This window comes from Methylobacterium sp. GXS13 (assembly GCF_001455965.1).
Classification (GTDB): Bacteria; Pseudomonadota; Alphaproteobacteria; order Rhizobiales; family Beijerinckiaceae; genus Methylobacterium.
The window spans coordinates 1-20,574 of sequence record NZ_LKKO01000091.1; the positions used below are offsets into that span (position 1 = coordinate 1).

Consider the following 20,574-nt stretch of genomic DNA (forward strand, 5'->3'; position numbering starts at 1 on the left):
AGCACGCGGTGACGTTCGCGGGCGGGTTGGCGACGGAGGGCTACCGGCCGTTCGTGGCGATCTACTCGACCTTCCTGCAGCGGGCCTACGACCAGGTCGTGCACGACGTGGCGCTGCAGAACCTGCCCGTGCGGTTCTGCCTGGACCGGGCCGGGCTGGTCGGCGCCGACGGGGCGACGCATGCCGGGGCGTTCGATCTGGCGTATCTGTGCTGCCTGCCGAACATGACCGTGATGGCGGCGGCCGACGAGGCCGAGCTGGTGCACATGGTGGCGACCGCGCACGCGCATGACAGCGGCCCGATCGCGCTGCGCTATCCGCGCGGCGAGGGCGTCGGCGTCGAGCTGCCGGAGCGAGGCGAGGTGCTGGCGATCGGCAAGGGCCGGATGGTGCGCCAGGACCCGGAGGCCCGGGTGGCGATCCTCAGCCTCGGCACGCGGCTGTCCGAGGCCCTGAAGGCGGCGGATGCGCTGTCCGAGCAGGGCGTGGCGATGACCGTGGCGGATGCGCGCTTCGCCAAGCCGCTCGACGAGGCGCTGATCCTGGAGCTGGCGCAGAGCCACGAGGTGCTGATCACCATCGAGGAGGGCTCACGCGGCGGGTTCGGGGCGATGGTGCTGCACCTGCTGTCCGAGCAGGGCGCGCTGGATGCGGGCCGGGTGCGTGTGCGGACGCTGACGCTGCCGGACACCTACCAGGACCACGACAGCCCGGAGAAGATGTACGCCGAGGCCGGGCTCGACGCCGCCACCATCGTCAAGACCGCGCTCGCGACGCTGCCGGCTTCCTCCGGTCAGGTCGAGCAGGCGAGCAACGTGGTGAGCGTCCGCCGCCGCCCGCGCTGATCATTTTGATCGCGACGACCGTCCAACCCAAGTCCCTCAACCTGAGGCGGCGACGCGCAGCGTAGCCCTCGAAGGAGCCTGCCAGCTTTCTTGCGATCCCTGGCAGGCTCCTTCGAGGCCCGCTGGTGCCGGCTCCTCAGGATGAGGGGTGGATGGGAGGTCGGGGAAGCTACCCCAACGCCTCTGCCACGGCCTTCCCGCAGGCCTGCGTGTCGGCATTGCCGCCGAGGTCGCGCGTGCGCAGCGTCCGCTCGGACAGCACCCGCTCGATCCCGCTGACGATCTCGCGGGCGGCTTCGTGCTCGCCGAGATGCTCCAGCATCATCGCGCCCGACCAGATCTGGCCGATCGGGTTGGCGATGCCCTGGCCGGCGATGTCGGGGGCGGAGCCGTGGACCGGCTCGAACACGGAAGGGTGCACCCGCTCCGGGTTGATGTTGCCGGACGGCGCGATGCCGATCGTCCCCGTGCAGGCGGGGCCCAGATCCGACAGGATGTCGCCGAACAGGTTCGAGGCAACGACCACGTCGAACCGGTCCGGGTTCAGCACGAAATGCGCGGTCAGGATGTCGATGTGGTATTGGTCCCACCGCACATCCGGATAGCCCTCGGCCACCGCCTTCACGCGCTCGTCCCAGTACGGCATCGTGATCGAGATGCCGTTCGACTTCGTGGCCGAGGTCAGGTGCTTCTTCGGCCGGGTCTGGGCGAGCTCGAAGGCGAATTTCAGGATCCGGTCGACCCCGTGGCGGGTCATGATCGTCTCCTGCAGGGCGAATTCCCGGTCGGTGCCGGCGAACATCCGGCCGCCGGCATTCGAGTACTCGCCCTCGGTGTTCTCCCGGACCACCCAGAAGTCGATATCGCCGGGCTTGCGGTCGGCCAGCGGGCACTTCACCCCGGGCATCAGCCGCACCGGGCGCAGGTTGGCGTACTGGTCGAATTCCCGCCGGAACAGGATCAGCGAGCCCCACAGGGAGATGTGGTCGGGCACGCGCTCCGGCATCCCGACGGCGCCGAAATAGATCGCGTCGTGCGTCTCGATCTGCGGCTTCCAGTCCTCCGGCATCATCCGGCCGTGCTGCTCGTAATAGTCGCAGCTCGCGAAATCGAACCAGTCGAGCTGGAGCGCGAAGCCGTGGCGCCTGGCCGCCTGCTCGAGCACGCGCACGCCCTCGGGCACCACCTCCTTGCCGATGCCGTCGCCCGGAATCACCGCGATGCGGTAGCGGCGCTGCGAACTGCTGTCTTGACCGGCCATGGATCCTCTCGGGTGTCGCGTCGGGGGCTGCGTACCGGGCCTGGGTTGCACGGTGCCAGGGTGTTGCACGCGCTCCTGCGGTCAACACCCCATCCTGACAATCACGCAGATTCGCCTGCCATCATCCGGCGCTGGCGGTCCAATTCCTCGCTGTAGCGCTTAAGCGTGTGGCTCTCGGTAAGGAGCCCCAGGACCTGGCGGCTCTCGGCGCTCTGGACCACGGCGAGCGCCTCGCTCTCGCTGCGGTCGAAGGTGGCAGCCGCGTCCTTGGCGTTCATCTCGGGCGTCAGGAACAGGTCGGCATGGTGCAGCAGGTCGGCCAGAACCGGCGCCGCGCCGGCCTCGGCGTCCCGGGCGGCGGCATGCGCCTCGGGGACGTTCACGATCCCGGCATAGCGGCCCTTCGCATCCACGGCGACGACCCGGGAAGGCGAGCCCAGAGGGTGGGCGCGCAAGAAGGTCGGCAGCGGGGTGTCCACCACGACGGTGGCGGGATCCCGACGCATCAGCCGGCCCACGGTCAGCGAGCGGATCCAGCCGACATCGTGGGGACTGCGGATGCTCTCGCCGCGCAGGTGAAAACGCCAGGTGGCGAAGGAGTAGCCGAAGATCTTCCGCACGGTCAGCGAGGAGGCGATCACCGCCGCCAGCACCACCCCGGTGATCGGCAGGCTGCCAGTGACCTCCAGCGCCAGGAACGTCATGGTCAGCGGGCCGCCGATGATCGCCACGGCGAGCGCGCTCATGCCGATCACCGCGTAGGCCAGCGGCGTGAGGCCGAAGCCTGCCATCGCGGGCAGGAACTCCGGCGCCACGACGGCGAACAGCTTGCCGGCGATCGCCCCGAGGAACAGCGAGGCGAAGAACAGGCCACCGCGGAATCCGGATCCGATGGAGATCGCCGTGGCGGTCGCCTTGGCGGCGAACAGCCCGGCCAGGACCGCGACGCCGTGGTCCTGGCCCTCGGCGGCGAAGTGCATGTGCAGGGCGCCGTGGCCGCCCGAGAGTACCTGCGGTGTCGCGATCAGCGCCAGCGCACCGACGCACAGCCCTCCCAAGGCGGGCCCGGCCGCCCGCGGCAGGCCGGAGGCCTGGACCAGCCGCTCGACCAGGGTGACGCCGCGCATGATCAGGATGCCGAGCAGGGCGCAGAGCAGCCCAAGGGCAAGGCTCGGCAGGATCTCCAGGCTGGTGATGTGCGAGGTGGTGACCGCCTGCATGTCGCCGAGGTCGGCCAGCGGCTGCGTGTGGATCAGCGCGCGAGAGACCAAGTTGCCGCAGAGCGCCGCGACGACCACCGGCGCCAGGGTGGCGATCGAGTAGGTGCCGATGATCAGCTCGAAGGCGTAGAACGCCCCGGCGAGCGGCGCCCCGAACCCCGCCGCGATGGCGCCGGCCGCCCCGCACCCGACCAGGGTCCGCAGGTCGCCCCGGCGCACCTCGAAGGCGATCCCGAGCCGGGAGGCGAGGCCAGACGCGAGCTGCGTATAGCCGGCTTCCAGTCCCACGGAGGCGCCGGAGCCGTTCGAGATCACGTTCTGGAGGGCGAGGTAGAGGCTGTCCCGCAGGGACATCCGACCGCCATGCAGTGCATTCGCCTCGATCGGGTCGATGGCCGGACGCTTGCGCGGACCGCGGATGTAGTTGGCCGCGACGATCAGCAACCCGAGCAGGGCGCCGCCGAGACAGGGGCCGATCAGTAGGAGTGGCGGCGCCACGGCGTCGGCAGCGCTGAGCCGGGTCCCCGCGGGAAGGTGATAGAATGTCTCGCGCAAAGCCTGCGTCACCCAGGTCATGGCCGACACCGCCAACCCGGCAACGCATCCCACCAAGGTCGCCAGCAGGACGAGACCGCCTTCGCTGCGCCGGACAAGGCTGCGCAACCGCCCGGGGGCCAGGAGGATCCGAGACCGGGTCCAGCGCCCGCGGGAGCGCGTGCCGGGCCGGGCAACGTTCCGGGCCGGGTTATGGGCCGCTCCCGCCTCGGAGGCCTGACCCGAATTCTGGCTTCCGGTCGCGGCTGGTGCCGGCTGTCGCGCGCTCACATTCCGCCCCTCCGCCCCGCCCCGCCCCGGCTGGCGCCGCATGGTTTCATCCTCTCCTTACGGAGCGAATCCGGCCTGCGTCCACCGACACCCCATCAAGCTGCACGGATCGGGTTGAAAACTGCCGCAGCCCACGATACACCGCCCGCCAGTGCCGCCGTAGCTCAGTTGGTTAGAGCACCAGATTGTGGATCTGGGGGTCCCCCGTTCGAGCCGGGGCGGTGGTACCAAGACTTAGCTGGTTTTAGACAGCTCGAAAGTGGACCAGGGGTAACGCTGAGGGTAACAGCGACCCCTGGTTTTCTTTTGTCCGCACGGCATGAGCCGCAGCAGCGCCAGCAACCGACAACCTGTCAGTTGCTCAGCAGCACCGGCATCGGTGGTATCGCCGGCACGCCGCTGAGCGTTCGCGGGATCGGGCCCTGACCGACGGCGATCAGGGTCCGCAGAGCGCGGGTGGCGAGGTAATCCGCTTGGCGGAGGCCTTCCCTGGCCCGGCGCATGTCGTCACCGGCACGGCGAACCCGCCGCATCTGCCACCACGCCACCGCGGTGATAATCGGGCTGATCAGGTGCATAGCTCGATCACCTCCTGCAGGACCGTGATCACCATCCTCTCAAGGTCGTCCGGCGCCTTGTTCATCGCCGGATCCGTGAACGGGAATGTGTGAGCCAGGTAGTCCTGAAGGCAGAGACGGGCCTTGGCCTTCAGGTCAGCGGGATTGAGAGACGGCTCCGCTAAGGCGCGGTCCCAGACGGCATCGTACAGATCCATCTCTGCATCGAGCTTATCGTCGTCCCAATCCTCGGCTCGGCAACGAGGGGATATGCCGGCCCAGTGAGCGGTAGCCCACTCGCAAGCGTGGGCCAGATCGGACGGCCGCAGATCTAGGGGCGATCCGGAAGGGAGGGCCATGACGGCCCCACCTGTGATCGGAGCGGCGAGGATGGCTGCGAGGGCGGCGCGGCGGGTGGAGGCGGCCATTAGTTCTTACCTCTGACCATGTCGAAAGCCTCACGGCGGTTGGTGTCGAGGCGCTCGCCTATCTTCGACAGGACCTTGCTGATGACGAACACGTCCTCTGGGTCGATAGGATCCCCGGAACAGCCCATGCGGTTAAGCACGCTCGCCCAGCGTCGCAGATCCGTTGTGTCGTTTTCCATCCTATCGATGGCGTTCCAAGCGGGATGCCGGCTCATAACGACCTCCCGACATTGAAGCGGTGAGCGCCGCGGCCGGTCCACTCGGTGGCCGAGGCTTCCGGCTCCTCGGGCTCGCAATCTGCGTCGCCGTCGAGCGCATCTAATAAGGCCAGGTCCGCCTCGATACGGTCGGCGATCCGGCGGCGCAGCTCGCGGACGCGCTGGCGGTCGGCATCAGCGAAGAAGCTGGCCAGCCCGATCTGGATCTCGGCGATGGCCTGGTCGGCCGGATCAGTCTCACGGCAGGCCTTAATGGCCCGGGAGACGGGGCCCAGCTGCCGGCCGAGCCCCTGGCCTGCTAAGGGCCGCGAGCTGCGGTTGGCCTGAGCAAAACTGCTCAAACCCTTGTTGCCGGACTGGGGTAATAAGGGCGTGCGTGTGCTATGGGCGTGGCTAGCCATGCCGCTCTCCTCAACAGAGTGGTGGGGTCAGGTCCGGTGCGGGAGCTTCCACCTTCCCGCCGGACCGTCATTGTGGTACCACTAGGCGTGAGGCACGTCAACTATGGTACCACATGCGCACGGGTAGAACCCGCGGGAAGCAGACCGGCATTCAGATCCAAGTGCGGGTGCAGCCTGAACAGGTCGCCCCCCTCGACGCTTGGATTGCCGATCAGCCTGATCCGAAGCCAACCCGTCCGGAGGCGATCCGGTACGCTCTCACTGACTGGCTCACCGGCCAGGGCTACGTGAGGCACCGCGAGGATCCTGAGGGGGCGAACTGACATTCTCGCCCAGCGTTGCAGCGCTGATGTCGCGTGGCGCGGCGTCCATTTTGGAAACCTGATGCCCTACACCCTTCAGCGCCTCGCCCCGGGCAGCTTCGATCTCATTCTCGACGGCAAGGTCGTCGGCAGCCTCGTGCGAGACGTGTCCGAGGACGGCCGAGAGGGCGACTGGATGGCTGAGACGCTAGAGGACAGCCCACCCTTCCCGCCGCCGTTCGAGCGCGGGCAGCACGCATTCCCGACACTGTTGGGAGCTGCGAAGTGGCTCGACGCGACTGTGCCCGATCTCTGACTGGAATCCGCTGGCGTCATCTTCATTGAGGAGAACGGCGAGGGGCCTGTAACTTAATGGTTAGAGCCGACCGCTCATAACGGTCTGGTTGCAGGTTTTAGTCCTGCCGGGCCCACCAGCTAGCAAGCTATCCCTGGAGACGCTCGCTCCATCTACATTGAGGTGAAGGCGAATGACGGGAAGCGCCGCTGATCAGAGCGAGCAGCTGCAACGATTTAACCTAGAGAAATCAAGCAACTTCTAGCATGCCAGCGATGCGTTGGAAAAGTTTTATACAAAGTTCGCGTGGAAAAGCGGTGCTTCCAGTCAGATATGCCGCCGCCTCGCTAGCTAGATCCTTCTTTCGAATAGATATTCCGTTCATTTCCACATTGTCGCTACCAGATATCGCAATTCGTTGCGCTTCATCTAAGCTACACATAAACTTTTCAGCAAGGAATTCAGAAGGGTAAAGATATTCTATTCCATTATTTTCCCATATTATGATGTTTTCTCTACTAACTCCTAATGCTGCGAGCTGCTCTGAATTAGACTTGTTGTGCACACTATCTAGAACAACTAGGGTTCTTCCGCTATATGCACTGCGTGCCAGTCCTCCGATCATAAGCCCCAATTCTCTTATGCGAGATACTACATCGCCTCTTGCCTCAACAACAAGAACACGATGCTGGGGAAAACTTATCTTGATCGCCGCGGACAGGAACTCATGATCGGTTTTGCCTTCGACGACAACGATCGCTGAAGGCAGCCAAAAATTTTCCAGACTTTCGCCTATAAATCTGAATTGAAGATCTTGAAGTTGCTGCAAGGAAGAGACATTCTCAACCGTTATTGTATTTCCCACGCGCGATATGCGGTAGTTATTTGATATAATATTCCGATCTAGGAAAATGTGCGAGTGCGTAGCAATCATCACCGCTTCAAGGTGTGGAAAGAACCCTTTCCGTACTGATTTATCAGATAATAATTTAAACAGTTTTTGCTGAGTTTCCGGTGAAAGGCCGAGCTCCGGCTCATCAATAGCAATTCGATTGATCCTCTTATCAGCTAGATCGCAGACAATTCGCAATATGAGTCTGCTTCCTGTGCTTGCTTGATCTAGGCGCTTCCCATCTATGAAAACCAAATTATCTGACAACGAATTATTTGGATCATGTTTTCGAATTTCAAACGAAGATCCTAAAATGTAATTAGAAACGGCAAATATATGATTTCGCTGGTCATCCGATATCAATCGCAGATATTGCCCCAAGTCGTAATAAATACCGTCAACGTTCGTGCTTTCGCGGAGGTAAGACAAATTTGGTTTTTCACCCAAATCTGATGGAGCGCCAGCGGTGGGGTTGAGATTCGTCCCATGCACAAACCTATTAACCGGCAGAATGCCAGCCTCAGTCCTATAGCATTCATAGAGAGCTTTAAGCAGCAGCGACTTACCGCAATTGTTTTTTCCCGAAAATACTACATAGTGCTTATTTTTAATATGCTCAGCAATAAGATTGTGAGATGGGTTGAAATTTGCAAACGGGATCTCCGGTATGTGCAGGGGCATCGGCGCTGGCGGCCTTCGATGATAGGGGGAATTCGCGCGGGTGGCACTCGACCTTATCGGAAGCTGTCCTGTTAGATCGAGTGGCAATCGATCCCGGCACGGTGAAGCGAAAGCACCAGCACCATCTACGCAGCCTGCCGCCGACCTTTGAAGATAGGCTTCAGCGCCTGCGCAGCATCGTAGCAAGCCCCGACTCGACACGGCAATTCTGACGGCTATCCTCCCGCCATCCGCACAGCCCTCGCCGCCCTCGCCTTCGCCGTCGCTGCCGGTGGGGCACAGGCTCAGCTGCCGCAGCCTCCGCGCTGATAATCCGCTCGCCCCCGCCCCGATCTGTTCACGGGGTAAGGCGGAAGTCGGCCGATCAAAAGCGGCGCATGTAATCTCCGAGTTCGGAGCGCATCCCCGCTTCGAAGCCAATGTGCCATGCCTGGACGTCGGCAGCTTTCATGCCGGCTTCCTGATGCCCTCGGGCCACAATGATCCCGACCTGCTCGATCCGGCGCACCATGCCCTCAACGCTACCTGTCTCCGGGCTCAGCGTTTTGATCATCTCGCTCGTTGCAAGCCGGCCAGCTTTTTCGCCTCGCGCGATGGGAGCTAGCGGCTTGCTATGCGGCGGCATGGGTCTCGATTGCCTCACCTCATTGAGCCGATACGCAACGCGGCTCGTGAGACAAAATGAGGCCGGGCGGTTACCGGGGCGTGCCGGTAATTCGATACCGCTGTCCCGGACCGGGAGCGCGACACGAAAAAGCCCGCGCCGGCGAACCGGGCGGGCTAAGTGGCCATTGAGCTTGGGAGTCCCTCGAATAACTGTCCGTGAAGCTGAGTCGCATCCCCCAATTGAAGGATGCCTCGCGCCAACAAGAAAGCCCCGCGCGGCTGGGCCGGCGGGGCTGAAGGTTGTGATCTCAAACTCGGGGAATCAAAAATCACGGTGACCATACCGCAACTGCTGACGTAGGAAAGCCCGCCACGATGCTGGATCGGGCGGGCTTTCAGCCTCGGACAAAGGTGTCACCGCGGAGTCCGAGGCTCTGATGGCGCCAGCTGTTGAGACGGGCGCCGCACACAGTTGTAGTGCTGCAGTGCAGCAAAGAAACCCGCCTCGCCAGTGAGCCGGGCGGGCAGAAGTAGTCATTGGGCTTCGAGCGCTATGCATGGCTCGGCCGACGCTGATCCGCTTCACCCTTTTGGATGATGGGAGGGTCTCACTCCGCCTTCGCCATCTGCCGCCCGTGGTTCTGCACGATGTCGCGGAAGAGGTTGGCGAGCTGTCGCGATGTCAGCCGCGCGAGTGGAGCGTCATCCAAATAGGGGTAGTGCTCCGGAGCACACCGCGAGATGGTGTGTGGGGATTAACCATATCTCGCACCGTCGTCGCCGTTGAGACTATGAGGCGTGGGTGCTGGAGGGTCTCCACCATGTTGACGCGCACCGTCATCAGCCTCGCCGCCCCCGTCTTCCTCATCGCCTCCTGGGCCGCTCCATCCTTGGCACAGCCGGCCGCCAACGGTGGGCCGAAACTGCTCATCCACGGCAACTACTGCGGTCCGGGCAACAATGCTCCGCTACCGCCGATCGACGCTTTGGACGCAGCCTGTGCCCGACACGATGCCTGTACACCGGATGTCGGTCTGCCCTCGAAGGCTTGTAACCTTCGGCTAGAACGGGAGGCTGCTGCGGTCGCGCGTGATCCGCGTCAGCCGGATGATATCCGCTCCCTGGCCGGCTTCGTAGCCTCATTCGCGGCGTCCAACGCGTCGAGCCCCGCTCCGTCGGTGCTCCCGGCTAGGTTCGGCCGCTAAGAGACTGGAGGTCAGCTCCCTCCAGCCGACGCCATCGTCCGGCCCCGGCTCAGCACCACGTCCTTGAACAGGTTGCCGGAGGCTGAGGTGCGAACGTTGGTGTCCGGCCCAGGCTTCTGAACGAGGACGTTGACGCTGCCGTTCGCCTCGACCTTCGTGCCACCCACGACACCGGCACGGCCGGCGGAGGCATCGAGGCGGCCCTCGCCCTTCTGCATCGCCTCGAACGCCTTCCTGGCCTTCTCCCGGGCTGCCCAGGCGTCACCGTCGGCTCGGGCACCGTCAGGACGTGGCAAGCCGGACAGCCGACCCGCAGCGGCATCAGGACCGGCGCGTAGAGCGTTGCGGACGGCATCCGAGCGCCGGTTGATGATAGCCGGGCTCTCGAACTCTTTGGTGATGGCGTTGGTGTCGCCGTCGAGATTGCCGGAACTGCCGCCCATCAGGATGCTGCGGGTCCGGGGATAGCGTCCCGACATCGCGCTGTGGGCCATCTCGCGCATCTGGCCCTCGGCCGAGTTGCGGGCGTAGCCGTTGGCCTCAAGCCATCGCACCATGTCGCTACGACGAGCGCCCCGATAGTTGCCCCACCCCTTCGGATCGCGGGCACCATAGATGCCGTAGCCGGTGCCACCGTCGTGGACCTTGTTCGGATCCAGCCCTGATTCCATCGTAGCCTGCCCGACGAGGTGCGCTGCAGCCTCCCGCAGCTTGTCCTCCGGCACGCCCTCCCGACGGAGCTGATCCATCGCGTAGCCCATCATCTGGCTGGTGCGAGCCGAGCCGGCTGTCCCGCTGCCGTCACCCCTCGGCGCCGAGCCGCCGCCGACACCAGGCAGTCGAGGCGTCCCGTCGCCGAGGCCAGGGATCCGCCCGCCCGGCCCGGTCGGAACCATGGCCCCGCCGTCGTAGCCCGGGACCTTCTTCATCAAGTACTTCCTGAAGGCCTCGCGCGCCGCGTCGCGCTGGGCCTCCGGGATAGGACCGGTGCCACCAGGCCCACCGAAGATCCGAGCGCCGCCGAGCGAGGCCGTCTGGACCCGGGCGTCACCGAACAAGCCATCGGCATCCAGGCTCGATTTTTGAGCCGTGGCGTCCTGCTTGGTCTTCAACTGCTCCGACAGATTGTCGACCGACTTGCGCAGCCGCTCGGTCGATTGCTCGTAGTCCTTCTGGCGCTGCTCGGGCGTGCGGGCTTTCAGGCGGTTTAACTCGGCCTCGGCCGCATCCAGCTTCTGCTGTGCGGCCTCGGGGCTGTCGATCAAGCCCATGCGCTGTTGGGTACGGCCGATCAGGTAGTTGCCTGCCTCGCGGGATGCATCGCGGAGCTTGCGAAGATCGTCCACCCGCTGCTGAGCTGCAATCTCATCATCACCGAGACGAGGGGCGAGGCGACGGCGCAACGGGCCATCCGCTCCGGCTTCCTTGCCAGGCAGCACCGGCCCTGACGCGCTGTCGGCACGGGCGAGCGCTTCAGCGTAGTCGCCGCTGCGAAGCGAGTGGATTACCTCAGCGACTTCCTGAAACGCCTTGGCAAGGGAGCCAGCGAGTGCGGTGCTCTCCTTCAGGAAGGCCGCAGCGTCGTCGCCCGCCTGCTTCCAGTTGATCGCCTCAAGCTCCCTTTTGACGTCCTGCAAGCCGTCACGGAGCGCCTTCGTCACGTCACCCCGCTTACCGCTGGCGAGGTCATCCAACCACGACGTGAACCGCTCGGCCGGGACCATCAGCTCAGAGGCGATGGTCGTGCCGATCTTGGACATGGACGAGCGAAGATCGGCTAGCGACCGCTCGTACCGCTCAGCAGACTCAACCATCTTGGGATCGAGCGGCCCTAGCTTCTCTGCAGCCTTGGCGTTCAGATCCCTGATCGCGCCGAGGTGCTTATCGCCGAGCCGGCCTAGGTCCATATTGCCGAACAGCTTCTCCGCAAAGCGACCCCGGTCCACCGCGTTCGGGATCTGCTCCATGAACTCCTCAGCCATCTTCAAGGCTTCGTCGTTGTTCTTCGAGCCTTTGAGCTTGATCGCGAACTGAGCCACCACTTGGTTCTGCGACTGCAGGAAGCCCATGGTCTCGCCGACACCACGGCGGATGTCGCGCATGTTCTGCGAGAAGGTTTTTGCGGCAGCCGAGGAGGCGTCGCCCGACACGCCGAACTTGCCAGCCACCGACTGGAACACGCGCAGCTGATCGGCGGCCATACCGGTCTCACGACCGAGCTGCCCAAGGCTCGACAAGCTGCTGCCCAAACTGTTCAGCGCGTTCACGACGCCGGCCACCGCCACACCCGTGCCTAGGCCTGTGACGCCGATCGCGGCCAGGGCTGGGTTCAGGACGGTTTTGGCGGTGTTTGCGGTCGCCTGGGCGGCAGCCTCGGCCTTATTAAGACCCTTCGCCAGAGCCTCGCCGTGAGCAGCACCTTGGCGGCTGGTGTCGAGCAACTGAGCCCGGAGGGCCTTCAAAGGTCCAGAAAATCGATCCTGTACCTCCGCCTGCATGCGCAGAACTTCATCGGGCATCGGCGTCGCTCCTGTGGGGCGCCAGCGCGCCGGCATTCAGTTGATCCGTTGTCGCTCGCAGCAGCGCGGTGCCGGTCTCCAGCATCACGATCTCGAAGGCGGCGGTTAGTTCGCCCGCCGTGGCGTCCGGCCATCGCAGGCAGATCGTCTCCAGCACCTCGGCCTTCCACGCCGCCTCGGTGTCGCCGATGCCGGTGCTGAGCAGGTAGTCGGCGATCTTGCTGACGCGATTCATGGGCAAGCCACCTTCACCCACCGGGAGCCATTCCACTGCAACCGAACGCCGAACAGCTCCCGGATCTCGCCGATGCGGGGCGGATCGTTCGAGGAGGTGGGCTGAGGATTCGATTGGTCGGTCATGCCGCTTCTCGGGCAGCGCTAGGAGGCAGCAGGTCCAGCAGGTTGAGATCGCGCTCGAACCGGCGCACATCCTCGTCGCCGGTGTTCGACCAGACAGGGGTGGCATCCAGAAATGCCTTTAGGCCTCCCGGGTCAAAGGGCACCCCGGCCGCCTCGGCGAGCGCCTTCCAATCAGGTTCGCAAACCGAAGTCGGCAGTTCCGCCGGCTCGTCGATGTCTTCAAAATCCGGGTGTTCCATGATGTGAAGTACGATGCTTGCCGCCTGGATCGTCGGCGAGTGCGCAAGGTGTGCTGCGGCATAAGCCACCTCAAGCGAGCCACCGGCTTCCAGGACCGCGTGGGCCACGATCAGCGGATGTACGCGCACCATGTGTTGGACTGCGAAGCGCGCGTGGGCATCGTACCCGATTTCACCGGAGCGAATGAGGGTATAGCTTGGCGTGCTCGGGGCCGGCGGTGACTGCGGCGGTCTACTTGTCTCGACTAGCTTGCGAGCCCGCACCACGCCCTTATCCTCATAGGTCTGGCTCAACTGATTCCGGTTGATCCAGTTAAGGGCTTCTTCGCGGTTCAGTTTGCCGTCCGAACGTACAGGGAGGCCTGCCTTCACGTATTGGCTGACACGCGCCTTAGAAATCTTCAGTTCGGCAGCAAGTGCAGCCTTAGTTGTGATAGCCATGATTCCGCTGCCAACTGTGAAGGGTTAAGTGGTTTTCAGAGGCTGCACCTAGACAGCTATCGAACTCGCGCCGACCCTCGGTCTCCACCCCCTTCACGGGGGAACCGGGAACTCGCATCAGGGCACCCTCCCTGCGGAGATCCCCGTTGGGTCCCACCCTCTGGCAGTGAGGGACGGTCGCTCACCGCACCCCTGCCGATCGCCACGCTGCGTCACGCGCTTCGACCTCCGCGGCCGTCTCGTGCAATAGGTCGGCCCGGATCGGCGCCTGCTCCACGTTGCCGATGCCATGAGCGTCGCCATGATCGACGGGCGTGGTCTCGATGACCGGCACGGCGGTCGTCACGGTGGTGTTGGGCTTGGTGGCTGCCATGAAGGCTCTCCGGGCTGTCGGGGTGTCGAGACCGCGGCGGGGGTGACCCCTCCCACCGCGATCCCGGATCGTCCCTGCTTGGCCAGGGGTGCAGTCGTGCCGGCCTTCGTATCCCTCGGTTCCATGGCCATGGATCAGGCAAGGGACAGGTCGGCTGCCGTTGTTGGAGGGACTGCGTCCTCCTCAATGGCGCGAGCAGGAGGCCCGTGAGGGCTTGGACCCGCGCAATCCGGATTAGGCGACGCGCTGCCAGCGGGAGCCGTCGGCGGCATAGCGCTCGGCGCCGACCGTGAAGGCTGAGCCGGGCGTGTGCAGGTCGCGCCGGGTCTGCTCGACGGCGGAGCGGGTCTGGGTGGCCGTGGCTTCGGCCTCGCGGCTCTGAGCCAGCCACGCAGCGACGCGTTCCGCCGAACTCAACTTGCGCTCGGAGGCAGCCGGCTCGGGCTTGCGGAACACACGGCGCGCCCAGGCAGCGCCTTCTTCGATCTCAGTGCGGTTCATGGATGATCCTCCCGTAGATCGGGGCGACCTCGCCCCAGATGTAGCCGGCGTCGGTGCCGAGGGCGGGCAGCTTCACGCGGCTGGCAATGGAGCTGTGAGGCTGATCAGACCGACCCTCCCAACTGCAGCGGGGCTCGCCGGGCGGCACCGGGTCGGCACCATCGGGCAGGCCTCGATTGGCCTCAGCGATCAGCGCGGCCCGCTCCCGGATCTTGGCGAGCAACGGTACAAGACGCTGCGCCTCAGTCACATACTGGTCGGCCAACGTCGCGACCTCTGCGGAGGCCTTCATGGCCTTGCGGTGCAGTTCCTTGCGGCGTTTCTGCTCGGCCTCGTGCGTGGCCTTGGCGTTAATCTCAGCGATCACCGCGGCGGCGTGCTGAACCTCCAGCTGGTCGAGCCGGATCTTGGTGACCGCGATGCGGTGATCGAGGTTGGCCACGTCGTCGGCGCTGCCCTTCAGCAGCACGCCGGAACGACTGGCCTCCAGAGCATCGCGCTCGGCCTGGGCAGTATCACGCTCGACGCTGATCTGCGTCGAGGTCCGAGGCGCAGGCGGCATCGGGTACAGGACGGTCTTGCTGGGCTTAAGACCAACGACCGGAGCAAGAGCGCGGTCCTGGCGATCGTGGCGGACGTTGACTGTCGGGAGAGCGTTCATGCCGGTCTCCCTCAAGCTGCCTGACGGAGAGCGGGCGCGGCCGGAGGCGTGCGGGGGCCGTCGTCGGGACTGAGCCGAACACCGTGACGGGCGAGGTGCGCGCGGACGCTCTGGCGCACGAACTCCGACATGGTCTGGCCGCGATGCCGGGCGGTGGTTTCGACGGCGCGGGCGAGATCAGTCTCGACCTTGAACCGAAGCAATGCGTCTCGTCGGAGAGAATTCGTCATGTTGTGGCTACGCCTCAGTCACTGCGTAGCCAGACGATGGGTCGTCTATCGCGACACGGCAAGCCATTGGAGGCAAGGACCCAAATCGCTGCGATCCCCCGCTGTCGTCCTTAGTTGTCCACTGTTGCGTTATGTTATATTTCCGCCCAGATTTTCACGCCAATATGCCGCACCTTAGGGATACAGTTTTGCGTCGAGGGGCTATGATTGACCAGGCGCCGCGGGTGGCTAAAGAGTTTCACGTTGGATCCGCCGGAGACCGTTGGTCACTGATGCGAGATCTGAATACGGGGCAGCCTTATGTGGTCCACCGCCCCTCGGACGATGAGCCGGAGGTCGAACTGGACCTCGGTTCCTTCCTGGTCCTGTTCCATGGCCAAGAGCGGGACAGCCTTCTGCAGCTGATCGCGTCGCTGCTGCCGGATGAGGAGCCGTCGGACAGCGACGAGACCAACGTCGTCCGGTCACCCCGCTTCCTGTCCCGATGGATCCCGAGCCGGCAAAACTGACAAGGCGCCGGGTGCGTGTTCAATTCGATGGAATTGAGGAACGGTTTGTAGCGTATTCGCCCGGCAGGATACTCCGCTTTACGTGAGTGCCCCATGGACAATCAGCGAACTGCCCGCCGCGTCTCCATCAACATGATCGGGCACATTGCTGTGCCTGGTGACGTGGCGATCCCATGCGTGATCCACGACATCTCGAAGTGGGGTGTGCGGGTCAGATTGGACGGCACCGAGCGCGTGCCGGACAAGTTCACGCTGACGTTCGATGCCACCGAGAAGGTGATCGGCTGCGAGACGGTCTGGAAAAGCTCGAATGAGATCGGGGCTTTGACCGACCTTATGGAGTGACGGATCTGGCAGCGCCACCAGCGTCCCGCCCCGCGGACCCTAAGTGTACTTTGAATACGATTGCAGTGTACTGGGCGCTTTAACACCACTTTAATCGGCCTCATTCAGTCTGTGCTGAATTGGAGTCGCATTTTATGATTAGCGTCTCGTCTAACAATTATTTCGGCATGATCCGGGCTGCGGAGACAGAGGCGATCCGAGCCGGCATGCCCCTGAACGGCAAGCAGTCTATGGCCGTTGTGATCGACAAGCCGGCGCCCCCGCCAGCACCGCCGGTCTCTAATCCCGCTGCTGGCGCCGTAGCAGACCAAGTCGTCAATGTGATGGTTTGAGTACGGCGAAGGCGGCTCGGATCTTCAGTGTCCAAACAGGGCGGCGATCACCGCGATCAGCGTGCCGCCGGCGATCGGCGCGAACAGCCCGAGGATCGAGATCAGGATGATAAGTGTGACGGCGGCGTTCTCAGCCCGCTTGGCATCCCGAGATGGTTTCCGCGGCGGCTCCCACGGTGGCGGGACGGATCGCTGATCGGGTGGGACGAACACCAGCGATTCCTTAAAGCGGGCTACGGGCTCGTGCTGAGGCTATGCGCGAACAGGCGGCATGTCACCGCGTCGATCCCCCGCTGCCTAATCGCGTTCTGCCGCGTTGCCCCTCCCGAACACTCTGGAGGTGAAACTTGGCCTACGTGACGATCGATAAGAACGGCGAGCCCTGGATGTTCTGCCATGCCACACACGATGGCGATCTTGAACGTCAGATTGAGACTGCCCGAGCGGAAACTCCGAACGCCACATTCACGCATCGGCTCTCGACACCGATAGAGAGCCAGCACTGCGCGGACGCGATGGATGCGCAGGAAGGGATGGCCGAGGATCCGTTCAAGTTCTTCGCTGTACCTGTGGTGGAAGATCCGGCCACCTGACAGAGGTGGAAGGAATTATTAACCATGCCGGTCCCCTATGGATGAGCGCGACTCGATCCAACCATGGTCGGTTGACCCGTCGGCGAGGGAGACCAGCGATGGACCAGCAAGCCGGGGATGACCACGAAGACCGCGCGCAGATGGAGTGAGCTTCCGCTCGGCCCTCTGCACGGCGGCTGTCATAGCCGCACCTCGTAGTCCGAAGTCGAGGGAGCTGCGTTGCAGTGTCCGATGGGGCGCATGCGCTGCTGCCCGCTTAGGACGCCCCGATGAACTTCATCAGTTGGCTGATCTCCAGGGTTACCCAGTTCTTCTCCGGCGGAGGTGACGCGCGGAGAAGCTCCTCTGCAGCGGGCGAGGGCGAAGTTCGCGGCCAAGAAAGCCGCAACCAGAGTAGGGGCAGAAACTTCGACGATGACTATCGCGCCGCTACGAATATCCTGAAGACGCGCATGAGCAACCGCTTCCCGGATAATTACCATGCCCGAATGGGCTCCGAGAAGAACAACGCGCGCGACTTCGGAGATGAGCGAGCTGAGGCAATCGACACAGCATCGGCTGTCATAGCTACGGCGCTGCGCGACGGCGCCACCGTCAAGCAGGCTGCTGATGCAGGCGCAGCCAGCGTCGGTATCTGAGCGGATGGCCGAACAGTCCAGCATTCCAACCCGAGTAAAGGCGTAAGGACGCAGGCCGAAACAGGGTGGACCTATGGCGTCTGCCGCCGGTTTCCCCCGCTCATCACACAATGGATAATACCAATGCTTGATCGCGCTCGGCAGCTGATCATGATCAACCCGCTTGGGGTATCGGCAGTCCTGGGATTGGGTGCCGCGATGGTGGTGCTCTATTTCGTGATGATGCCAATCGGTTGGTAGACCGAGTGCGGCGATCGATACTCGGAATCAAGCACGTCGCTCCATCCGGGCCGCCGCCCACTCCCGATCACGCTCGGCTTGCAGCTCCCGCTGCTGAGCCTCGTAGGCGGCCTGCTCGGCCAATTCCTTCAGCAGCCTACGATCCGCCGCAGCGGCTGCTCGGCGCCGTTCCGCATCAGCTTCAGCCCTCTGCCGAAGCACCTCCTCCAGGGTCGGCGGCTTCACGGGCCGCTTAGGTTTCGCCCTGGGCGGGGTCCTCCGTGCCGTGCGAGGTGGTGGGTGCGGCCAATCCATTCTTGGCGGGGCTGGCCGAGAGACACCGACGGCAGCCTTGGCTTCCGATAGTGTCATGCCGACAGACGCGTCCACGGCCTCGGCGGCGGCGAGGCCGGCAGCCCGTTCGCCGGCTGTAGCCCCGCGCTTGGCCAGAGCGAGGCACTTCTCGAAGCGGTCGCGTTCCGCCGGGGTCATGGCGAGGTTCCCAAATTCGCGGTTTTGCATGTGCCCCGTGCGAAACTTGCGAATTTTGCGAAAGTCCGCAGGTTCAGAACGTGAACTTTCGCAGATTTCGCAATCTTCGCAGCGGGCATGCTGATTTCCGAAGTTTCACTCACGTCCGCCCGGCCACCCGGATCAGGCGCGGGCGCTCGCTCACTTCCTCCACGAGGTTGTGCTCGATCAGAGTGCGGACGGCGGCATCGGCTTCCTTCTTCGTGCGGGTCGGTGCCGGGCCGAGCCGAAGCACGTCGCTGAACTTCACCGCCGCCTCGTTGCGGTTGCCGAGCCAGTCCAACAGAGCCTTCGCCCGGAGAAGCGTCGGATCGGTCCGGCACGCCTGCTGAAGGCGCAAAGCCTCGTCGGTGTACCAAGTCGTCAGGCGCACGGCCGCGGTCATAATCTCGGCCGAGATCTGCGACGCGTGCTCGTCCGCCACGATGGCCAGCACCCCGGCAATCCGTGCAGCGTGTTCGGCGGCCTTGGCGGCAAAGTCCCGGATCGGACGAAGGTCGCCGCCCGCGCCGCAGCGCTCCTCAATCCAATTGTAGAAGTCGCGCCACCGGTCCTCGGCAGTGGTGCTCATCGTGAGCTCACGCGGCATCAGGCCCTGCACCCGGTCTGCCTCCGGGGCCTTCTCCAATAGGTTCAGCATGCAGGCGTGGTAGCGGCGGATCTGATCGGCATCATCCGTTGTCACGGCGCGAAACAGTCGCGTGCCGGCGATGCTGTCAGGGGCTGCCACGAGGATTCGCGATAGCAGGCCTTGGTCCCGCAACACCGGATCCGATAGGAAGGCCGCTGCCGCGTCGGGCTGCACCATCAGGTGCATGGCCAGGCGCCGCCCCTTCAGAATCGACACTCCATCGAGAGCCCGCACCCGCGTGACCGGCTTGCCGTCCCAAAGGATGGAGAACCCAGCCGCCGTGCGGAGGCGGTTTTCGGCCGCCATCCCGTGCCCAGCGGTGAACTGGCCGCCCTCGGCTGTGAACACCCCGAGTGCGGGCGGCATGTTGGGCCAGCTCTTCACTAAGCCTTCGAAGGTCGGCTCGGCGGAGGTGAGCACCGGCCGCACTGGCGCTTGCGGTTCGGGGCCGAGTTCCGTCAGCAAGACCTTGCGAGCCTCAAAAACCAGCTTCCGATCGTTCTCGATCTTTTTCTTCTCGGCCGACCAAGCGGCATGCGTGACCGTCCAGTCCTGATAGGCGCGGCCATGGGTTTCTTGCAGCGCATCCTCGCGCCGGCAGACCGACCACAGCGCCTCGTTGTCTGTGGTGGTCTTTCGGTCACCAGAGAAGGCGCTGCTGACGAGATAGAGGCTCAGCGGCCGGCGTTGCCCATAGGGCATGCGAACGTCGGCATGGGCCTGCGCGGCCAGCGAGGCGGCGGCGAGCACCGACTGGGCGGCGATAGCGGCCGGAGCCTGAACTTTGCGGGCGATGGCACGGGCGGCTTCACCGAGGATCGGGCCAAGCGCATCTAGTGGGTACGGCTCGGCGGGCGGCAGGGGTGGGAACAGCGGTAGCTGTTCCGACTGGACCCGGCCGTAATTGTCCTGTCCATCAGGGCGTAGCCGGTCAAGTTCGGCGGCGAAATGATGCGCTCTCATACGCACGCCTCCTGATTCGAGTGGGTGTGGGAGGCCTGCGCGGGCTGCCGACGCTGGCGCTCGCGTTCCAACTGCTCGGTCAGATCACCGAGCAGGTTGAGGGCGGCACGGAACTCGGCCGCGGCGCACTTCATCGAGTACCGGAGGCCGGCATCGTCGCGCATGGCTGCATAATCGCCGGCCATGTTGGCGCGCATGCTGACGAGGGCCATCAGCTCGGCGATGTGAGCCCGAAGCTTATCCGGGTCGCCGTAGGCGTAATCGTTGGGGTTCAGGGTGGAGGCGCTCATGCGCGCCCCCAACGATCGGTGGTCGTGAACGCCAGTTCGGCGAGGAGATTGGCCACGGACGGCGTTAAACCGAACCGGGTGGCCAGATAGTCTTGTCGGAGCGCTTGGGCTGTCGTATCTCTCTGAGTGTCGACCTGGCAGAAGACACCTTTAGAGACCCGCCGCAGCCCGCGCTGTGCGCGGGTTTTCTGCTTCATGGCTTATGCGGCCTCCTTCTTGGCCTGTCGGGCCTCGAAGGCCTGCAGGTCGGCCAGCCGCCAGTAGCGGCGCCCATTGATGCGGATGGGTTGGGGAAACCTAAGTTTCGGATCGGCCAGCCACCGGAAGATCGTCATGTCGCTAACTTGATAGCGGGCCATGACCTGCGCTGCTGGCAGCATGTCTTCAGGGGATCGTTGGGTACGTGAGTTCATCGCGCCGCTCCTTTGAGGAACACGCTGTCTATTGATGCTAGATGTTAGGC

The 20,574-nt window shown here is 64.2% G+C and carries 26 protein-coding genes and 2 tRNA genes; 9 read left to right on the top strand and 19 right to left on the bottom strand.

Annotated elements, in window-relative coordinates; translation table 11 throughout:
* The coding region (locus AO398_RS25440) for a transketolase C-terminal domain-containing protein (RefSeq protein WP_280139155.1) at nt 1-845 on the top strand (845 nt) is incomplete at its 5' end.
* A gap of 169 nt (nt 846-1,014) precedes the next feature.
* On the opposite strand, the gene AO398_RS25445 is transcribed toward AO398_RS25440, so the two are convergent.
* A complete protein-coding gene (locus tag AO398_RS25445; protein WP_058194953.1) occupies nt 1,015-2,106 on the bottom strand; it encodes a tartrate dehydrogenase in 1,092 nt (363 codons plus the stop codon).
* Nucleotides 2,107-2,207: 101 nt separating this feature from the next.
* Complete coding sequence (locus AO398_RS25450; RefSeq protein ID WP_244498888.1) at nt 2,208-4,151, bottom strand: chloride channel protein; 1,944 nt, start codon at nt 4,149-4,151, stop codon at nt 2,208-2,210.
* Between the two features lie 153 nt (nt 4,152-4,304).
* Between AO398_RS25450 and AO398_RS25455 the strand changes: the two genes are divergently transcribed.
* A tRNA-His gene (locus AO398_RS25455) sits at nt 4,305-4,381 on the top strand.
* A gap of 123 nt (nt 4,382-4,504) precedes the next feature.
* Here the strand turns inward: AO398_RS25455 and AO398_RS25460 are convergent.
* From AO398_RS25460 to AO398_RS25475, 4 genes are read right to left on the bottom strand one after another with little or no spacing between them, the layout of a single operon-like run.
* On the bottom strand, nt 4,505-4,729 hold the full coding sequence (locus AO398_RS25460) for a hypothetical protein (RefSeq protein ID WP_058194954.1): 225 nt from the start codon (nt 4,727-4,729) through the stop codon (nt 4,505-4,507).
* Nucleotides 4,720-5,136 carry a hypothetical protein gene (locus tag AO398_RS25465; RefSeq protein WP_058194955.1) on the bottom strand — a complete coding sequence of 139 codons (417 nt, stop codon included), beginning with the start codon at nt 5,134-5,136 and terminating at the stop codon, nt 4,720-4,722. Before AO398_RS25465 ends, AO398_RS25460 begins: the two co-directional genes overlap by 10 nt.
* Nucleotides 5,136-5,351: a hypothetical protein gene (locus tag AO398_RS25470; RefSeq protein WP_152997653.1), complete on the bottom strand. Its 216-nt coding sequence runs from the start codon at nt 5,349-5,351 to the stop codon at nt 5,136-5,138. The genes AO398_RS25465 and AO398_RS25470 overlap by 1 nt, the downstream gene beginning before the upstream one ends.
* A complete protein-coding gene (locus tag AO398_RS25475; protein ID WP_058194957.1) occupies nt 5,348-5,755 on the bottom strand; it encodes a hypothetical protein in 408 nt (135 codons plus the stop codon). Before AO398_RS25475 ends, AO398_RS25470 begins: the two co-directional genes overlap by 4 nt.
* A gap of 384 nt (nt 5,756-6,139) precedes the next feature.
* On the opposite strand from AO398_RS25475, the gene AO398_RS25485 reads away from it, so the two are divergent.
* Complete coding sequence (locus tag AO398_RS25485; protein ID WP_058194959.1) at nt 6,140-6,373, top strand: hypothetical protein; 234 nt, start codon at nt 6,140-6,142, stop codon at nt 6,371-6,373.
* 42 nt (nt 6,374-6,415) lie between these two features.
* A tRNA-Ile gene (locus AO398_RS25490) sits at nt 6,416-6,491 on the top strand.
* A gap of 111 nt (nt 6,492-6,602) precedes the next feature.
* Here AO398_RS25490 and AO398_RS28600 read toward each other — a convergent pair.
* Both AO398_RS28600 and AO398_RS25495 read right to left on the bottom strand, forming a co-directional pair.
* On the bottom strand, nt 6,603-7,925 hold the full coding sequence (locus tag AO398_RS28600; protein ID WP_152997654.1) for an ATP-binding protein: 1,323 nt from the start codon (nt 7,923-7,925) through the stop codon (nt 6,603-6,605).
* 364 nt (nt 7,926-8,289) lie between these two features.
* Nucleotides 8,290-8,478 carry a hypothetical protein gene (locus AO398_RS25495; protein WP_058194960.1) on the bottom strand — a complete coding sequence of 63 codons (189 nt, stop codon included), beginning with the start codon at nt 8,476-8,478 and terminating at the stop codon, nt 8,290-8,292.
* Nucleotides 8,479-9,352: 874 nt separating this feature from the next.
* Here AO398_RS25495 and AO398_RS29555 point away from each other — a divergent pair.
* Nucleotides 9,353-9,736: a hypothetical protein gene (locus AO398_RS29555; RefSeq protein ID WP_082643447.1), complete on the top strand. Its 384-nt coding sequence runs from the start codon at nt 9,353-9,355 to the stop codon at nt 9,734-9,736.
* Between the two features lie 11 nt (nt 9,737-9,747).
* Here the strand turns inward: AO398_RS29555 and AO398_RS25500 are convergent, their stop codons facing one another.
* The 6 genes from AO398_RS25500 to AO398_RS25525 form a co-directional block, all read right to left on the bottom strand.
* Complete coding sequence (locus AO398_RS25500; protein ID WP_152997655.1) at nt 9,748-12,255, bottom strand: phage tail tip lysozyme; 2,508 nt, start codon at nt 12,253-12,255, stop codon at nt 9,748-9,750.
* On the bottom strand, nt 12,245-12,490 hold the full coding sequence (locus AO398_RS25505) for a hypothetical protein (RefSeq protein ID WP_058194962.1): 246 nt from the start codon (nt 12,488-12,490) through the stop codon (nt 12,245-12,247). The genes AO398_RS25500 and AO398_RS25505 overlap by 11 nt, the downstream gene beginning before the upstream one ends.
* 121 nt (nt 12,491-12,611) lie before the next feature.
* A complete protein-coding gene (locus AO398_RS28605) occupies nt 12,612-13,295 on the bottom strand; it encodes a hypothetical protein (protein ID WP_152997656.1) in 684 nt (227 codons plus the stop codon).
* 181 nt (nt 13,296-13,476) lie between these two features.
* The gene (locus AO398_RS25515; protein WP_058194964.1) at nt 13,477-13,668 is read right to left on the bottom strand and encodes a hypothetical protein; all 192 of its coding nucleotides are present in this window, start codon (nt 13,666-13,668) and stop codon (nt 13,477-13,479) included.
* Nucleotides 13,669-13,902: 234 nt separating this feature from the next.
* Nucleotides 13,903-14,169, bottom strand: a complete 267-nt coding sequence (locus tag AO398_RS25520) for a hypothetical protein (RefSeq protein ID WP_058194965.1) — start codon at nt 14,167-14,169, stop codon at nt 13,903-13,905.
* A complete protein-coding gene (locus AO398_RS25525; protein WP_058194966.1) occupies nt 14,156-14,830 on the bottom strand; it encodes a hypothetical protein in 675 nt (224 codons plus the stop codon). Before AO398_RS25525 ends, AO398_RS25520 begins: the two co-directional genes overlap by 14 nt.
* A gap of 502 nt (nt 14,831-15,332) precedes the next feature.
* On the opposite strand from AO398_RS25525, the gene AO398_RS25535 reads away from it, so the two are divergent.
* A complete protein-coding gene (locus tag AO398_RS25535) occupies nt 15,333-15,569 on the top strand; it encodes a hypothetical protein (RefSeq protein WP_244498889.1) in 237 nt (78 codons plus the stop codon).
* A 93-nt stretch (nt 15,570-15,662) separates the two neighbouring features.
* Entirely contained in the window at nt 15,663-15,914 is a 252-nt protein-coding gene (locus AO398_RS25540) for a PilZ domain-containing protein (protein ID WP_058194969.1), read from the top strand.
* Nucleotides 15,915-16,270: 356 nt separating this feature from the next.
* Here the strand turns inward: AO398_RS25540 and AO398_RS25545 are convergent, their stop codons facing one another.
* Nucleotides 16,271-16,459, bottom strand: coding sequence for a hypothetical protein (locus tag AO398_RS25545; protein WP_058194970.1), 189 nt, complete (start codon nt 16,457-16,459; stop codon nt 16,271-16,273).
* 134 nt (nt 16,460-16,593) lie between these two features.
* Between AO398_RS25545 and AO398_RS25550 the strand changes: the two genes are divergently transcribed.
* Together AO398_RS25550 and AO398_RS25555 are read left to right on the top strand one after the other, a co-directional pair.
* Nucleotides 16,594-16,839, top strand: a complete 246-nt coding sequence (locus AO398_RS25550) for a hypothetical protein (protein WP_058194971.1) — start codon at nt 16,594-16,596, stop codon at nt 16,837-16,839.
* A 269-nt stretch (nt 16,840-17,108) separates the two neighbouring features.
* The gene (locus tag AO398_RS25555; protein WP_058194972.1) at nt 17,109-17,477 is read left to right on the top strand and encodes a hypothetical protein; all 369 of its coding nucleotides are present in this window, start codon (nt 17,109-17,111) and stop codon (nt 17,475-17,477) included.
* Nucleotides 17,478-18,327: 850 nt separating this feature from the next.
* Here AO398_RS25555 and AO398_RS25565 read toward each other — a convergent pair.
* Genes AO398_RS25565 through AO398_RS25575 form a run of 4 tightly spaced genes read right to left on the bottom strand, consistent with a single transcriptional unit; the run spans nt 18,328 to nt 20,524 of the window.
* Nucleotides 18,328-19,821 (bottom strand): YfjI family protein, encoded by a 1,494-nt coding sequence (locus AO398_RS25565; protein ID WP_082643448.1) that lies wholly within the window; start codon nt 19,819-19,821, stop codon nt 18,328-18,330.
* The gene (locus AO398_RS25570; protein ID WP_058194975.1) at nt 19,818-20,111 is read right to left on the bottom strand and encodes a hypothetical protein; all 294 of its coding nucleotides are present in this window, start codon (nt 20,109-20,111) and stop codon (nt 19,818-19,820) included. The genes AO398_RS25565 and AO398_RS25570 overlap by 4 nt, the downstream gene beginning before the upstream one ends.
* Nucleotides 20,108-20,308, bottom strand: coding sequence for a hypothetical protein (locus AO398_RS28610; RefSeq protein ID WP_152997657.1), 201 nt, complete (start codon nt 20,306-20,308; stop codon nt 20,108-20,110). The genes AO398_RS25570 and AO398_RS28610 overlap by 4 nt, the downstream gene beginning before the upstream one ends.
* A gap of 3 nt (nt 20,309-20,311) precedes the next feature.
* Nucleotides 20,312-20,524, bottom strand: a complete 213-nt coding sequence (locus tag AO398_RS25575) for a DNA-binding protein (protein WP_152997658.1) — start codon at nt 20,522-20,524, stop codon at nt 20,312-20,314.
* Nucleotides 20,525-20,574 lie beyond the last annotated feature (50 nt).

What these genes read in the sequence shown, in the direction of transcription:
- AO398_RS25445 (WP_058194953.1), bottom strand. Translation starts at nt 2,106, where the DNA reads ATGGCCGGTCAAGACAGCAGTTCGCAGCGCCGCTACCGCATCGCGGTG.
- AO398_RS25460 (WP_058194954.1), bottom strand. Translation starts at nt 4,729, where the DNA reads ATGCACCTGATCAGCCCGATTATCACCGCGGTGGCGTGGTGGCAGATG.
- AO398_RS25465 (WP_058194955.1), bottom strand. Translation starts at nt 5,136, where the DNA reads ATGGCCGCCTCCACCCGCCGCGCCGCCCTCGCAGCCATCCTCGCCGCT.
- AO398_RS25470 (WP_152997653.1), bottom strand. Translation starts at nt 5,351, where the DNA reads ATGAGCCGGCATCCCGCTTGGAACGCCATCGATAGGATGGAAAACGAC.
- AO398_RS25475 (WP_058194957.1), bottom strand. Translation starts at nt 5,755, where the DNA reads ATGGCTAGCCACGCCCATAGCACACGCACGCCCTTATTACCCCAGTCC.
- AO398_RS25485 (WP_058194959.1), top strand. Translation starts at nt 6,140, where the DNA reads ATGCCCTACACCCTTCAGCGCCTCGCCCCGGGCAGCTTCGATCTCATT.
- AO398_RS28600 (WP_152997654.1), bottom strand. Translation starts at nt 7,925, where the DNA reads ATGCCCCTGCACATACCGGAGATCCCGTTTGCAAATTTCAACCCATCT.
- AO398_RS25495 (WP_058194960.1), bottom strand. Translation starts at nt 8,478, where the DNA reads ATGATCAAAACGCTGAGCCCGGAGACAGGTAGCGTTGAGGGCATGGTG.
- AO398_RS29555 (WP_082643447.1), top strand. Translation starts at nt 9,353, where the DNA reads ATGTTGACGCGCACCGTCATCAGCCTCGCCGCCCCCGTCTTCCTCATC.
- AO398_RS25500 (WP_152997655.1), bottom strand. Translation starts at nt 12,255, where the DNA reads ATGCCCGATGAAGTTCTGCGCATGCAGGCGGAGGTACAGGATCGATTT.
- AO398_RS25505 (WP_058194962.1), bottom strand. Translation starts at nt 12,490, where the DNA reads ATGAATCGCGTCAGCAAGATCGCCGACTACCTGCTCAGCACCGGCATC.
- AO398_RS28605 (WP_152997656.1), bottom strand. Translation starts at nt 13,295, where the DNA reads ATGGCTATCACAACTAAGGCTGCACTTGCTGCCGAACTGAAGATTTCT.
- AO398_RS25515 (WP_058194964.1), bottom strand. Translation starts at nt 13,668, where the DNA reads ATGGCAGCCACCAAGCCCAACACCACCGTGACGACCGCCGTGCCGGTC.
- AO398_RS25520 (WP_058194965.1), bottom strand. Translation starts at nt 14,169, where the DNA reads ATGAACCGCACTGAGATCGAAGAAGGCGCTGCCTGGGCGCGCCGTGTG.
- AO398_RS25525 (WP_058194966.1), bottom strand. Translation starts at nt 14,830, where the DNA reads ATGAACGCTCTCCCGACAGTCAACGTCCGCCACGATCGCCAGGACCGC.
- AO398_RS25535 (WP_244498889.1), top strand. Translation starts at nt 15,333, where the DNA reads ATGCGAGATCTGAATACGGGGCAGCCTTATGTGGTCCACCGCCCCTCG.
- AO398_RS25540 (WP_058194969.1), top strand. Translation starts at nt 15,663, where the DNA reads ATGGACAATCAGCGAACTGCCCGCCGCGTCTCCATCAACATGATCGGG.
- AO398_RS25555 (WP_058194972.1), top strand. Translation starts at nt 17,109, where the DNA reads ATGAACTTCATCAGTTGGCTGATCTCCAGGGTTACCCAGTTCTTCTCC.
- AO398_RS25565 (WP_082643448.1), bottom strand. Translation starts at nt 19,821, where the DNA reads ATGAGAGCGCATCATTTCGCCGCCGAACTTGACCGGCTACGCCCTGAT.
- AO398_RS25570 (WP_058194975.1), bottom strand. Translation starts at nt 20,111, where the DNA reads ATGAGCGCCTCCACCCTGAACCCCAACGATTACGCCTACGGCGACCCG.
- AO398_RS28610 (WP_152997657.1), bottom strand. Translation starts at nt 20,308, where the DNA reads ATGAAGCAGAAAACCCGCGCACAGCGCGGGCTGCGGCGGGTCTCTAAA.
- AO398_RS25575 (WP_152997658.1), bottom strand. Translation starts at nt 20,524, where the DNA reads ATGAACTCACGTACCCAACGATCCCCTGAAGACATGCTGCCAGCAGCG.